This window comes from Acinetobacter sp. YH12076 (assembly GCF_013419525.1).
GTDB classification, from domain to species: Bacteria; Pseudomonadota; Gammaproteobacteria; order Pseudomonadales; family Moraxellaceae; genus Acinetobacter; species Acinetobacter amyesii.
Genome location: NZ_VOZY01000001.1, coordinates 140,052 through 152,330, shown reverse-complemented (window position 1 = coordinate 152,330; position 12,279 = coordinate 140,052). Strand labels below are relative to the sequence as shown.

Genomic DNA, 12,279 nt, shown 5'->3' with positions numbered 1-12,279 from the left:
TTAAAGATCTTGGTATTTTAGGTATATTATATTCTATAAAGCTGACTTGTATGATCGGATTTCAAGGAAGCACTGCCTTTTAAGTATTTTTGCTTTCGTTGGCATCTGTTGAGAGAATATGTTGCTAAGACAGAGTGGACTGTTTTTTGCAATTTTAACTTTAGTTTTGCAAATCGCAGTATATTTACAACCACTATTACCCGAAGAATTTCAAATTGCTCCGGTATGTCTCTCTATTACACATAATTTACTGTCCCCAGAAAAGCACAAACACGTACATGAGACGTATAACGAACTTGTTCATCATCTGACCCACGATCATAATCACGACGATCACAATGGACATAACCATCAATGCCAATACTGTACCGTCTATGGTGATGTTGTCCTACCTTTTGATTTTGAGATAGTTGAGATCATCGATAAGATTCAAGTCCGTCTAAGTTTCTATAAAGATGCTTTCCGACATGTATATTTCTCACTGCAAAGGCTTTACTTACTTCCACAAGGTAGGGCACCTCCACACACACTTTAAATCCTAATCAGACCAACAATTTGAATTGTTGATTTACCTTGGTATTTAAAGAGTGATTTTATGAAACTTTATATTTTTGCACCGTTTAGCGGATGCGAACAGAATCGGTTCGCCTATACCATTAGGCTAAAACAATTGATCAAATCCCAACAGATTCACAACAGTCTGCGTCATCGTACTGGTCTATCTTTCCTAAAGCAGTCCCGAAATTATGGGCCGTTTGTGGTTCACCGCATAATTCCACAATAAGGTGATAGACATGGATTTAGGTTTGACAGCACTTGAATTGGCGCGAATTCAATTCGCTTTTACAGTTTCTTTTCATATTATTTTCCCTGCAATTTCCATTGGGCTAGCAAGTTTTCTTGCGGTCTTAGAATGGCGTTGGCTTAAAACACAAGATCCCGTTTACCGTGATCTGTTCCAATTTTGGATCAAGGTGTTTGCATTGTCTTTCGGAATGGGAGTGGTTTCAGGGGTAGTCATGAGCTACCAATTTGGCACCAACTGGAGTGAATTCTCTCGTATTGCGGGTAGTGTCACTGGCCCCTTACTCAGTTATGAGGTCTTGAGTGCCTTCTTCTTAGAAGCGGGTTTCCTAGGCATTATGCTGTTTGGGTGGGGAAGAGTGGGTCCTAAAACCCATTTCTTTGCCACACTGATGGTGGCAATTGGCACCTGTATTTCCATGTTTTGGATTTTATCTTCCAATAGCTGGATGCAAACTCCACAAGGCTTTAGCTTTGAAAATGGCATTATAGTGCCGCAAGATTGGTTTGCTATCGTTTTTAACCCATCATTCCCATATCGCTTAGCGCATATGGCTCTAGCAGCATTCCTTGTATCTGGCTTATTGGTCGCTGCTACTGCAGCATGGCACTTACTTAAAGGTCGCCGTGATGCCTTAGTAAAAAAATCATTTTCTATGGCGATGTGGATGATTCTCGCACTTGCACCTTTACAGGTATTTGTGGGGGATATGCATGGTCTAAATACTTTAGAACATCAACCTGCGAAACTTGCTGCAATTGAAGGACATTGGGAAACTAATAAAGATCATGGCATGCCGTTATATTTGTTCGGTATTCCTGATATGGAGGCGGAAGAAACCAAGTATGCAATTGGCATTCCGAACCTCGGTAGTCTGATCATGACGCACACCTTAGAGGGAGAGGTGAAAGGCTTAAAAGAATTTGCCCCTGAAGATCGACCAAACTCGCTCATAGTATTTTGGAGCTTCCGCATTATGGTCGGTATGGGAGTCTTGATGATTTTGCTTGCTCTGATGGGTGCATGGTTGCGTAAAACTGGGAAATTTTATGAGTCAAAATGGCTCCACAAATTTGCCTTATGTATGGGACCTTCAGGCTTTATTGCCTTGCTTGCTGGTTGGTTTACCACAGAAGTCGGTCGTCAACCTTGGGTCGTGTATGGCGTACTGCGTACCAAAGACGCCTTGTCACCAGTATCGGCAGAACAAGTCGGTTTAACCTTAATAATCTTTGTGATCGTGTACTGCATCGTATTTGGTATTGGGATTTATTACATGCTCAAATTGATGGTTAAAGGACCACAGTTCATTCATTCTCAAGCCCATAGCGATGGTGAGGTCATTCGTGCATCAAATCGTCCAATGAGTACGATTGATGAGTCGCTTGAAGTACAACCACAGGAGAAAAACCATGATTGATTTATCCTTAATTTGGGTAGTAATCATTGCTGTAGGTGTGCTGATTTATGTGGTACTCGATGGCTTTGATTTAGGGATTGGTATCCTTTTTCCTTTAGTAAAAGATCGCCAAGAACGCGATGTGATGATGAATACCGTTGCACCAGTTTGGGATGGCAATGAAACATGGATGGTTTTAGGTGGTGCAGGCTTATTTGCGGCATTTCCATTGGTGTATTCGACTGTACTCTCTGCGCTGTATATGCCGATTATCTTAATGGTCATCTCGCTGATTTTCCGTGGAGTCGCCTTTGAGTTTCGTTTTAAAGCGAACCGCACCAAACATTTATGGGATCAAGCGTTTATTTGGGGCTCGATCTTGGCATCATTTTTCCAAGGTATGATTTTAGGTGCTTATATCCAAGGGATTGAAACCACCAATGGTATTTATAGTGGTGGCGGATTGGATTGGCTGACCCCATTTTCAACTTTTACTGGGATTGCTGTAGTGGTGCTGTATGCCACCTTAGGCTGTGGTTGGCTGATTTTTAAAACGGATGCACGTGTTCAAAATCATATGTTTAGCCTCATGCCAAAACTGATTATCGCCTTATTTGTGATTTTTGCTGCAGTGAGTATTTACACCCCATTGGTACATGCAGAGATTGCAAATCGTTGGTTTAGCTTGCCGCAACTGTACTATTTTAGCCCTGTGCCGATTTTAGTATTGATCTTCACATTATTGGCTTTACGTGCCTGTAAAAGACGTCAGGAATTTGCGCCATTTATTTATACACTTGTCTTAGTTGTGCTGGCATATACAGGGTTCTTAATCAGTCTATGGCCAAATATCATCCCACCATCCGTCACCATTTGGCAGGCAGCAGCACCGCAAAGCAGTCAATTGTTCGCCTTGATTGGAGCATTGGTGCTGATACCAATTATTTTGTTCTATACCGCACTATCGTATTGGGTGTTCCGTGACAAAGTTCGTGTCGGCGATGATGGCTATCATTAAGGAGAATCATCATGAAACTGAATCAAGCAGGCTGGTTTATTGTGCTATGGCTAGGTGGTGTCTTGAGTTTGGCGCTTGTCGCAGGGTTCTTTAGACTGCTGGTGCAGTGGGCTTACTAGAACCTATTCCTTAAATCTGAATCCACTATCTTGCCGGGTAAGATAGTGGATTTTTTTGAGGGACTAAAGGTGAATTGAGTAGGTAGAATATGACAAGTTAAAGTGTCGAAATACATAAAATATATTTTTTTATATTCAATACTTCTTTTGAATGATTTTTCTGTTTTTTTAGCTTCTATATTGTTAAAACTAACATGATGCATTGAAAAAAACTTAAGGAGCGTGAGTGGAACTTAAACAGCTCAAATATTTCATCACCATTGTAGAGTCTGGAAGTTTAGGCAAAGCTGCACAAAAACTTGAGGTTGGCACATCGGCACTCAGTCAACAAATTGCCAAACTTGAAGATGAACTTTGTACACGTTTATTACAGCGAAATTCTACAGGTGTGACGCCCACGCCAGCGGGTTTAGCATTTTTTAAGCAAGCTCAACTTTCTCTACGTCATGTGCAATATGCCATTGAGGCGGCGCACTCATCTCGTCTGACGGGTCATGTCAGCGTTGGATTTTCACCAAGTATAGCGTCAGTTCTGGGCATACCATTTATGCAGCTCATGTCAGAGCGTTATCCTGATATTAAAATTCATTTAGTTGAAAGTCTCTCGGGAAATTTAACCAATTTAGTCAACTCAAGACAGCTCGACATTGCCATTATTTTTACCCAAGATGTCGATGCCAATTGGGCAGTACAACCGTTATTAAAAGAACAAATGTTTCTTATGGCAAATCGTTCTTTACTGAAAGAGTATGGCTTTGAACACTGCATTGAAAATGGAAAAATTGATTTAGAAAATGTGAATCGTTTGCCTCTGGTATTACCAAGCCAACGACATGGTCTACGTAAATTCATAGATCAAAAGGTTGAGGGGCTGGACGTAAATTATGAAGTTGATGGTTTACACTTACTCATGAACTGTGTCAGCAACTTAAATATGGCGACCATTCAACCTGTCAGTGCACATTTTGATTATCTCAAATCAGATATTTGTTTACTCAAAGTAGTCGAACCAGTGCTGGATCGAATTAATTATCTTATTAGTATTGCTGAAGAAGAGCTTTCTCCTGCAAGTCTCGCCACCAAAGTAGCAATTAAAATTTGTGTTAAGCAGCTGATCAATAAAGGATTATGGTCAAGTGCAGAGCTATTAGACTTTTAGCCTATTTAATTTTACTAAACACCTATTTAAAAGTTGCCTATCACAGCGCTAGGCAGTTTTGGTCTTAAATTACATCAAATTCGAAAGGGAAGACATCGAATGCATGATGTAATTGTAATTGGCGGTGGGAATGCCGCTTTATGTGCAGCATTGACAGCAAGGGAGGCTTGCGCTTCAGTTTTATTGTTAGAAGCAGCACCAAAGGAATGGCGCGGTGGAAATTCACAACATACCCGTAACCTGCGTTGTATGCATGATGAACCTCAAGATGTGTTAGTCGATGCCTATCCAGAAGAAGAATATTGGCAGGACTTACTCAAAGTAACTGCAGGTAAAACCAATGAGCATTTAGCGCGTTTAGTGATTCGCACCACGGCAACTTGCCGTAATTGGATGCGTCAACATGGGGTAAATTTTCAACCACCGTTATCAGGTGCATTACATGTTGCACGGACCAATGCTTTTTTTATGGGCGGTGGTAAAGCTTTGGTGAATGCCTATTTTAGAAGTGCAAAAGATTTAGGGGTCGAGATTCGCTACAACACAAAAATCAATGAACTGATTATTGAAGATGGGACATTTATTGCGGCTATCGCTGAAGATGGCACGCGTTTCGAAGGCGCTTCATGTGTATTGGCTGCAGGTGGATTTGAATCCAATCGTGAATGGTTAAAAGAAGCGTGGGGACAAAATGAAAATGGCGAATGGCCTGCAGATCATTTCATTATACGAGGCACACGTTTTAACCAAGGCAACTTATTAAAGTTCATGATTGATCAGGGTGCAGATATTATTGGCGACCCATCTCAATCACATTGTGTCGCAGTTGATGCCCGCGCACCGCTCTACGATGGTGGCATTTGCACCCGTATTGACTGTGTTTCGCTTGGCATCGTGGTTAATAAAAATGCGCAACGTTTTTATGATGAAGGCGAAGATTTCTGGCCGAAACGTTATGCCATTTGGGGGCGTTTAGTTGCAAAACAGCCCAGTCAGATTGCGTATTCAATTATTGATTCAAAATCAGTTGGGCGTTTTATGCCACCTGTTTTTGAAGGTACTAGGGCAGATACGATCGAAGAATTGGCAGAAAAATTAAATCTAGATGTTGCGACTTTAGTTCAAACCGTGAAGGACTATAACCAAGCCTGTGTGGCGGGTGAGTTTAATCACACGGTACTGGATAATTGTCATACCGAAAATTTAACCCCCGCAAAAACACATTGGGCTGTTCCTTTAAACCAACCGCCATATTATGCCTACGCATTACGTCCAGGCATTACTTTCACCTATCTGGGCTTAAAAGTCGAAGATGATGCCGCTGTACGCTTTAAAAATGTCGCGAGTCCAAATCTATTTGTTGCAGGCGAAATGATGGCAGGCAATGTACTTGGGCAAGGCTATACAGCCGGTGTAGGTATGTCGATTGGAACGACATTTGGTCGAATTGCAGGAAAAAATGCGGCTCAAGCTGCGTTTAAACTGGGAGTTTAAAGAATGAATGCAAATGTTAAAAACTTAATTCCAGTTGTACAGCTCACGGATCATGAACAGCAAGTAAAACAGGCTTTACAGATTTGTAATGCATGTCGTTACTGCGAAACATTCTGTGCGGTTTTCCCTGCAATGACCAAAAGACTAGAGTTTACTCAAGCCGATATTCATTACATGGCAAATTTATGTCACAACTGTGGCGCATGTTTACATGCCTGTCAGTATGCGCCTCCGCATGAATTTGGCGTCAATATTCCTCAAGCCATGGCACAAGTTCGCCTAGAAACCTATCAAGAATTTGCAGTTCCTGCATCTTTTGGTGCGATTTATAAAAAGACCGGAATTCCTTTGGTTTCGGCGATGTCAGTATTTTTTGCATTACTGATGCTCTTGGGTGTTTGGCTCAATGGCACCAATATCTTTGGTCAATATCAAGGGGATTTTTATGCAATTTTTCCGCATAACTTTCTTGCCGTGTTATTTGGCTCTGTATTTATCTTAGCTTTTATGCTTTTGGGCTTGGGAATTGCAAAATTTTGGAAACAAACCTCAAAAATTATTCCAGAGGGCGTTGCACAACCTGATATTTTTCAAGCGTCAAAAAATGTCCTGACCTTAAAATATTTAGATGGTGGACATGGTAAAGGTTGTAATGAGGAAGATGATCGTTATACGCAGATCCGCCGAGTTTTGCATCACTTCACCATGTATGGATTTTTACTTTGCTTTATGGCAACTAGTGTCGCGACGATGTATCACTACTTTTTAGGTTTAGAAGCACCGTATGCCTACACCAGTTTACCGGTGATTTTAGGTACATTGGGCGGTATTGGTCTGATCATTGGACCGATCGGGCTGCTACATCTCAATATTAAACGACATCCGATGCATGGGGATGCAAAACAAAAACCTATGGACCGTGGTTTTATCTTCCTTTTATTGCTGATCAGCATTACAGGTCTGGCGCTATTGGCATTTCGCGATAGTTCCGCAATGGCTCTCTTGCTGATTGTTCATCTTGCAACCGTTATGACTTTCTTCTTGACGATCCCTTTTGGTAAGTTTGCGCACGGCTTTTACCGAAGTGCCGCATTACTAAAATTTGCCGTCGAAGAACGTGTCGCAAAACTTAAAACGAATTCAAAAACCAAGTAAGCACCCAAACCACAACCGGACCATGGAGGTCGATGATGGCTATAGGTAAGAAAATTGAATTTTTAAATGGACTACAACGTTATAAGGATATTTTAACAATGAAGAAATTAAAATGGTTAGCCGTCGCTTGCACCAGTATTGCAGTCGTTGGCTGTGGCACAGGCAATGCCTCAAAAGATCCTGGTCATCCAAAACGTGCAGAATGTATTGCACCTGCAAAGCCGGGTGGTGGTTTTGATATGACCTGTAAGCTGATCCAATCCGGCTTTAAAGAAACAGAAGTATTAAAAGATCCGATGCGTGTGACCTATATGCCAGGCGGCGTTGGGGCCGTTGCTTACAATAAAATCGTGAATAATGATCCAGCAAATAACAATGCGGTCATCGCATTTTCAACTGGTTCTTTACTGAATTTGGCTCAAGGTAAATTTGGTAATTTTACTGAGAAGGATGTGAAGTGGCTTTCGGGTGTAGCTGTTGATTACGGTTTAGTGGCAGTGCATAAGGATTCGCCATTAAAAACACTGGATGATCTGATGAAGGCGCTAAAAGAAAATCCAAAAGGGATCAGTTTTGGTGGTGCTGGCAGTGTGGGTGGTCAAGATTGGATGCAAACGGCAATTTTGGCTAAAAAGGCTGGGGTAAATCCTGCCAACTTGAGTTTTGTAGCTCTCGAAGGCGGTGGCGAAGTATTAACAGCCTTGTTAGGTCAACATATTCAAGTGGGCGTGGGGAATGTGAGTGAAATTGGCTCGCATCTCGAAGCGGGTAATATCCGTGTTCTAGCAGTGTTTTCTGATAAACGTTTAGCGGGTAAATTTTCTAAGTTATTAACTGCGAAGGAACAAGGCTACGACTTGGAATGGCCTGTGATTCGTGGTTTCTACATGGGACCAAAGGTCAGTGATGAGGCATATGCATGGTGGAAAAATGCCTTTGATAAAATGATGACTAATCAAAAATTTGATGCCGTTCGAGAAAATCAGGATCTGTTGCCATTTGAATTAACAGGTGAAGAAATTAGTGCTTATGTCTATAAGCAAACGGCTGAAATGCGCCAATTATCAGAAGAATATAAATTATCAAAATAACAAATACGCTGAGTTGAATGCCTTTTCAACTCAGTTTTTTGTTTTCGAGGATAGATGATGAAATCTGAACGGATTCTTACGGCCATCATTGCGGTCTGCGGCTTTTTCTTATTAATTTACGCATGCAATTTTGAAGCGCCTATTTCCTACGATCCTGTAGGACCGAAAGCCTTTCCAATTTTACTGATGGGTTTAATTACAGTGAGTGCCATTTATTTGACTGTGCGCCCAGCCATGATGTTTGAACCTGTTGAACTAGGTTGGACTAAGCATTTAATCGGCAAACTTGTTCTATGCACATTGGCATTATCACTGTATGCGCTTTGCTTCGAATGGTTGGGATTTATCGCAGCAACGCTACTGATGACCATCGCGGTTGGGAAACTTTTTAACGGGAAAACAGTACCAGTTGTTATTACAGGTTTGGTGCTGAGTATGAGTACCTACTATCTGTTTGACCGTGTTTTGGATGTGCCATTGCCACTAGGCTTCTTGGGTTAGGGATGACAACGACATGGACATATTTAATTTCTTAATGACAGGTTTTGAAGTTGCCTTACAACCACAAAACTTACTCATTGCTTTTATTGGTGCATTTATTGGAACGATTGTCGGACTGTTGCCGGGATTGGGTCCAATCAATGGTGTTGCCATCTTATTACCTTTTGCCTATGCCTTAGGATTACCCGTTGATAGTGCCTTAATTTTATTGGCAGCTGTTTATCTCGGTTGTGAGTATGGTGGACGAATTTCCGCAATTTTGCTGAATGTGCCGGGCGATGCGGGTGCAATTATGACCACTTTAGATGGTTATCCTTTGGCTCAGCAAGGTAAGGCAGGTATTGCTTTATCCCTTTCATCTGTTAGCTCATTTATAGGTAGTACGATTGCCTTTATTGGGATTGTTTTATTTGCTCCGATTTTGGCACGATGGGCGGTTTCCTTTGGACCAGCGGAATACTTTGCCTTGATGGTTTTTGCAATTGTGTGCTTGACCGGTTTAGTCAGCACGCAACCATTTAAAACGTTAATCATGGCGCTGATCGGTCTGGCAATTTCGACCGTGGGTATGGATGCGATTACTGGTGTTTATCGTTTTACATTTGATAGTGTGGGTTTAAGTGACGGCATTGCCTTTACAACTGTGGTGATTGGTTTATTTAGTATCAGTGAAATTTTACTGCTGCTTGAACGGACCACGATGGGCAAAGTGGTTTTAGAACAAGGAAAACGCTCATTATTTAATGTTAAAGAGTTTCTGAGTGCCTTAGCCACCATGATTCGTGGATCCTTGATTGGGTTTTTCTCAGGGATTTTACCGGGTGCGGGTGCCAGTGTAGCGAGTGCCATGGCGTATACCACTGAACGTAAAATGGCGGGGGATAGTAGTCAATTTGGTAAAGGTGATCTACGTGGTTTGGCCGCGCCAGAAAGTGCTAATAACGCGGCAGCATGTGGTTCTTTTGTCCCAATGTTGACTTTAGGTGTGCCGGGTTCTGGAACAACTGCGGTCATGATGGGGGCTTTGACCATGTATAACATTACTCCAGGTCCGCAGTTATTTACAGAGCAGCCTGTATTGGTTTGGGCATTGATTGCATCCTTAATGGTGGGGAATATTATCTTATTGGTATTGAACTTACCTTTAGTTGGCTTCTTTGCGCGTTTACTTTCGATTCCAAGCTATATTTTGATTCCTATTATTGCAACCGTCAGCTTTGTTGGGGTATTTGCAATTCATAGCACTGTTTTCGATCTTGTACTTTGTATGGGGCTCGGTATTGTTGGATATATCCTTCGAAAATTTGATTTTCCATTGGCACCTCTGATTCTTGGTTTTGTACTGGGTGAATTGATGGAGTCAAATCTACGACGTGCACTCTCCATTTCTCAAGGTGAGCTCAGTATTCTGTGGAGCAGTAACATCAGTATGGGACTATGGGTCATGTCAGCACTGTTGTTGATCTTGCCAATCGTCCGTAAATATCTATTCATTAAGAAGCAAAAAGCTTAAATGGAGAAGCAATGGTCAGCGAGTCTGACCATTGCTGTTAGATCATATGGAAATCATAAAATTAAATGCCAAAGGATTGGTATGCGCACTGATCGGTGCGCTCATCGCAAATTTACTTCATCTCCCTTTACCGTGGTTGCTCGGGCCATTACTCGCGGCTTTATTGTTTGGTTGTATAGGCCAACCACTCACATGTTCACCGCATTGGCGTAAAGTGGGACAAGTCATTATTGGTATGGTTTTGGGACTATATTTTACCCCAGCGCTAGTCCATGCTATTTCTGCCTATTGGATATTTATCGTACTCGGCATCTTATGGTCATTGATTTTGGGAACACTTATCGCAGGATTACAATATCGTATCAATGGTTTAGATTGGGCAACGGCGTGGTTTTCTTCTGCAATCGGCAGTGCCAGTGAAATGGTGAATATCGCAGAACATCACCATGCGCAAGTAGATAAAGTCGTTGCTGCACATAGTTTGAGAATCGTGGCACTTGTGGTGCTTGTACCAATCGTTTTAGCAGCATTATTTGATATTCATTGGGTGAGTCTAGACCCACACATCATTGATCACTTTGGAATTGTGCAAATTCTTCTTTTATTTGCTCTAGCCTGCTTGATTGCGCAAATATTTCAAAAATTCAATGTATTAAATGCGTGGGTTCTCGGACCATTAGTTATGGTGGGATTTCTTTCATTTTTCGGAGCATTGGAATTAAAATTTCCGACGTGGTTTACGGCCTTTGGACAAATATGTATAGGTTGGTCATTAGGCACAAAGTTTCCTTTTGGCTTTTTAAAAAGCCATAAAAAATTCATCGCCATCACGACCATTTTGAATTTGTTGGCATTAGGATTATCCATCCTGTTTGCATTGTTCTTGATGTATATCAGTCATGCTAATGGGAAGATTTTAGTTTTAGGCTTATCTCCCGGCGGCATTGCAGAAATGTCTTTAATGGCAAAAGCCCTTGGATTAGCTGTGCCTATCGTGGTTGCGTTTCAACTATCACGGCTGATTTTTGTGATATTGACCACCAATTATTTCTATCAATTGAGCAAAAAAATATTTTTTAAAACAACAGATAAGCCTTAATCGTCCACTCAATTCGATCTTTGATTCAGATGAATTAAATAGAACACTTTCTATAGATTGCATTTGAAATAAAGGGGAGTAGAAGTTAGAAAAAAATGAGATTAATGAAAGATAGTTGAGAAAAGGGTCTTAAATGATGGTTTGAAAGTGAAGATGAGCAAGAGGGATCAATTTGATTCAGGACTGCTCTCGTCAGTCCCTTATTATTTTAATGCCGTTTTAGATCAGTAAATTTTAAATTTCATTATTATGCAAAATTCGAAGATTTAAAGATTTAACGTCAAAATTAAATTTCGCGCCAAACTTCATTCTTATCTTTGAATGAAATCATAAAGTTAAATTTGTCATCATTACTTACCAAAAGGCCTTCTGGCGTTTGCATAATCACTTTCAGAACGGTACCAGTTTCAAAAACCAAAGGACTGCAATTTTCTTTATTTAATGTAATTGGTTTGAGTAATTCAACAATTGCACTTTCCATTTTACTTCCCCAAGCATCGGTTGTTAATTGAACTTAGCATATTATTGGTGAAGAAACATGTTTTGTAAATGACGTGAGCTCCATCGCAGAAAATATTTTAGAGATTTCCATAGCTTAAGTTTAAATAATGGTTGAATAAATTATGGTTTTTAATCTGTTGATATCAAAAAAAATTTTAAAATATGACAAACTTTTTAACTCTAATTATATGTCCTAAGATGTGTTTTTTGTTCCACAAACAATGACCAGATCATCAAAAGGGCATGATCAATAATGAATTTAAGGTGAACTTCAGTTTTCATCCTTAAGCTAACCGAAAGATGTGTCGTCTTGTATTTGATTGTTAAATTTCAGATTAAACAGCGTTAAATCTTCAATCTGAACAAGAAAATTAATGAAATAAAACTTATTATCAGCAACTCAATCTAAAAACAAAGATTCAGGG

General features: G+C 40.6%; 12 protein-coding genes. 11 read left to right on the top strand and 1 reads right to left on the bottom strand.

Going from position 1 to position 12,279, the window contains the following annotated elements; all coding sequences use genetic code 11:
• Positions 1-121: 121 nt before the first annotated feature.
• The 11 genes from FTU22_RS16255 (at position 122) to FTU22_RS00565 (ending at position 11,353) form a co-directional block, all read left to right on the top strand.
• On the top strand, positions 122-535 hold the full coding sequence (locus FTU22_RS16255) for a DUF2946 domain-containing protein (RefSeq protein WP_078193302.1): 414 nt from the start codon (positions 122-124) through the stop codon (positions 533-535).
• Positions 536-794: 259 nt separating this feature from the next.
• The gene (locus FTU22_RS00610; RefSeq protein WP_180035495.1) at positions 795-2,225 is read left to right on the top strand and encodes a cytochrome ubiquinol oxidase subunit I; all 1,431 of its coding nucleotides are present in this window, start codon (positions 795-797) and stop codon (positions 2,223-2,225) included.
• Entirely contained in the window at positions 2,218-3,222 is a 1,005-nt protein-coding gene (gene cydB / locus FTU22_RS00605; protein ID WP_180092314.1) for a cytochrome d ubiquinol oxidase subunit II, read from the top strand. Before FTU22_RS00610 ends, cydB begins: the two co-directional genes overlap by 8 nt.
• A gap of 11 nt (positions 3,223-3,233) precedes the next feature.
• Complete coding sequence (locus FTU22_RS00600; protein ID WP_111886050.1) at positions 3,234-3,341, top strand: DUF2474 family protein; 108 nt, start codon at positions 3,234-3,236, stop codon at positions 3,339-3,341.
• A gap of 226 nt (positions 3,342-3,567) precedes the next feature.
• The gene (locus tag FTU22_RS00595) at positions 3,568-4,500 is read left to right on the top strand and encodes a LysR family transcriptional regulator (protein ID WP_180077346.1); all 933 of its coding nucleotides are present in this window, start codon (positions 3,568-3,570) and stop codon (positions 4,498-4,500) included.
• Positions 4,501-4,599: 99 nt separating this feature from the next.
• The gene (tcuA, locus tag FTU22_RS00590; protein WP_180092310.1) at positions 4,600-5,994 is read left to right on the top strand and encodes an FAD-dependent tricarballylate dehydrogenase TcuA; all 1,395 of its coding nucleotides are present in this window, start codon (positions 4,600-4,602) and stop codon (positions 5,992-5,994) included.
• 3 nt (positions 5,995-5,997) lie between these two features.
• On the top strand, positions 5,998-7,149 hold the full coding sequence (gene tcuB / locus FTU22_RS00585) for a tricarballylate utilization 4Fe-4S protein TcuB (RefSeq protein ID WP_180092308.1): 1,152 nt from the start codon (positions 5,998-6,000) through the stop codon (positions 7,147-7,149).
• Positions 7,150-7,184: 35 nt separating this feature from the next.
• Positions 7,185-8,240, top strand: a complete 1,056-nt coding sequence (locus FTU22_RS00580; protein WP_180077340.1) for a tripartite tricarboxylate transporter substrate binding protein — start codon at positions 7,185-7,187, stop codon at positions 8,238-8,240.
• A 54-nt stretch (positions 8,241-8,294) separates the two neighbouring features.
• Positions 8,295-8,741 carry a tripartite tricarboxylate transporter TctB family protein gene (locus tag FTU22_RS00575; protein WP_180024036.1) on the top strand — a complete coding sequence of 149 codons (447 nt, stop codon included), beginning with the start codon at positions 8,295-8,297 and terminating at the stop codon, positions 8,739-8,741.
• A gap of 13 nt (positions 8,742-8,754) precedes the next feature.
• Positions 8,755-10,254, top strand: a complete 1,500-nt coding sequence (locus FTU22_RS00570; RefSeq protein ID WP_180024037.1) for a tripartite tricarboxylate transporter permease — start codon at positions 8,755-8,757, stop codon at positions 10,252-10,254.
• A 46-nt stretch (positions 10,255-10,300) separates the two neighbouring features.
• Complete coding sequence (locus FTU22_RS00565) at positions 10,301-11,353, top strand: AbrB family transcriptional regulator (RefSeq protein ID WP_180092305.1); 1,053 nt, start codon at positions 10,301-10,303, stop codon at positions 11,351-11,353.
• A 286-nt stretch (positions 11,354-11,639) separates the two neighbouring features.
• On the opposite strand, the gene FTU22_RS00560 is transcribed toward FTU22_RS00565, so the two are convergent.
• The gene (locus FTU22_RS00560; RefSeq protein ID WP_180092302.1) at positions 11,640-11,834 is read right to left on the bottom strand and encodes a hypothetical protein; all 195 of its coding nucleotides are present in this window, start codon (positions 11,832-11,834) and stop codon (positions 11,640-11,642) included.
• Positions 11,835-12,279 lie beyond the last annotated feature (445 nt).